This is a genomic window from Streptoalloteichus tenebrarius, from assembly GCF_024171885.1.
Classification (GTDB): Bacteria; Actinomycetota; Actinomycetes; order Mycobacteriales; family Pseudonocardiaceae; genus Streptoalloteichus; species Streptoalloteichus tenebrarius.
Genome location: NZ_JAMTCP010000091.1, coordinates 1 through 1887, shown reverse-complemented (window position 1 = coordinate 1887; position 1887 = coordinate 1). Strand labels below are relative to the sequence as shown.

At 68.3% G+C, this 1887-nt stretch carries 1 protein-coding gene; it reads left to right on the top strand.

Annotated elements, in window-relative coordinates; translation table 11 throughout:
- Positions 1–483: 483 nt before the first annotated feature.
- Positions 484–1653 (top strand): helix-turn-helix domain-containing protein, encoded by a 1170-nt coding sequence (locus tag LX15_RS32020; protein ID WP_301305602.1) that lies wholly within the window; start codon positions 484–486, stop codon positions 1651–1653.
- Positions 1654–1887 lie beyond the last annotated feature (234 nt).

Sequence of the window (1887 nt, the reverse complement as noted above, 5' to 3'; positions counted from 1 at the left end):
CAGGGGCGGGAGGAACCGCCACCCGCCGTTGCGCAGGGTGATGAGGTGGGCGAGTTCGGGGAAGGCGTCGACGGCGGCCTGGTCGGTGGCGTTCACCGCGTCACCTCGCGAGCCGGAACAGCGGTGCTGCGCATTCAGATCCTCCGATGTGCGCTGGAGTTTCGGGTCTGGTGGCAGCGGGACCGGGCCAAGGGATGGGAGGGGACCCGATCCCGCCGCCGAAGCCCCGCTCCACCAACGGGGCCTCATCCCCGCGCCTCGCCCGCTACTGGGCAGCCCGCGGCGCACGAGGAACGCCAAGGGGCTGAACGAACAAGACGTGGCGGCCTGTCGCCTTGGCTGCCGATATCGGATCGCTGACAGCCATAACCAACATCAACAGGAGGTATCGGTCTTTCACATCTCTTGCACAGCCAGTCATGAGGCCAACACGCACTGGTGGAACCATGGAGGAGAGACACCGGCACGGGAGGGCTGAAGCTCATGAGCGTGACCGAGACCTCCGCACCTGGCAGGAATGTCGCTGTGCTCCGCAAACAACGCGGGATGAGTCAGGTGAAGCTCGCCAGGGCGGCGGGAGTCTCCGTGTCTCTCCTGAGCAAGGTCGAGATCGGTGACCGGGCGCTGACCCAAGGGGTGGCGGCGGCGCTCGCACGAGCACTGGACGTGGGCCTCGACGAGTTGTTGGGTGCGGTGCCGGTCGGTCGGCACGATGAGGAGAGCCTTCGGGAACTTCGTTCGGCGATCCGGCGGTTCGACCTTCCCGGAGAAGCGCCCACCGATCTCGACGCGCTTCGTCGCGACCTCGCTCACCTGACCAAACTCCGTGGGGACGCTGATCTCTCCGGGGTGTTGGAGAAGCTCCCCGATCTCCTCACGCGAGTCACCCACCACGCCCACACCGCCGGAACACCCGACGCCTGGGCGAAGGTCTCCGAGGTGTACAGCACCGTCTACTGGTTGGCCGCGCGCCATCGATGGATGGACCTCGCGGAGTTGGCGGTTCTCAAACAGCGGCTGGCGGCAGAACGGGCCGATCCGCTCACCACCGCCGTCGCCGCCCGCGACGAGGCCGGCACCTTCCTCAACTCAGGTGACTTCGCCGGCGGCCTGGCAGTGGTTGACCGTGCCATCGCGCACGTCGAGTCCCACCTGCGGGGCAGGGAACGGTTCCTCGCCCTCGGACTGCTCCACCTGCGGGGACTCACTCTGGCGGGACGCGAGCGGGACAACGCGGAGGCGGAACGCCACATGGCGGCCGCCTGGCGGGCAGCCGAGGAGATTCCCCGCGACGTCAACGTCCACGGCATCCACTTCGGCCCAGAGAACACCGCCGTCCACGTGGTCGCCACGTACGCCGACCTCGAACGCCACCGCAAGGCACTGGAAGTGACGGACGACCTCCGTCGTCGTCCCCTGACCCTGCCGGCGACGCGGATCAGCCCGCTCCACATGAACACGGCCAGGGCCAAACTCGCCCTTCGCGACCGGGACGGCGCCCTGGAGTCACTGGTGGACGCGTGGGACACCGCCCCACAGATGGCTCGGGTACACCCGACCAGCCAGGAACTGTTGCGGGTCCTCATCGCCCTGCACCGCCGAAGCAATCCGGCCCTCGTCCGACTGGCGAAGAAGGCCGGGCTGCCTGTCTGATCCGAGCGGCACCGTGTGCGGTTCGCGCCGATTGACCTCACATCAGCTTCCTTCCCTTGTGGTGCGGCGCATTCAGATCCTCCGGATGTGCGCTGGAGTTTCGGGTCTGGTGGCGGCGGGACCGGGCCAAGGGATGGGAGGGGCCCGGTCCCGCCGCCGAAGCCCCGCTCCACCAACGGGGCCTCATCCCGCGTCTCGCCCGCTACTGGGCAGCCCCCGCCCGTGAACGAACAC

Excerpts from the sequence above, each read along its gene's own strand:
- LX15_RS32020 (WP_301305602.1), top strand. The coding sequence starts at position 484 with ATGAGCGTGACCGAGACCTCCGCACCTGGCAGGAATGTCGCTGTGCTC.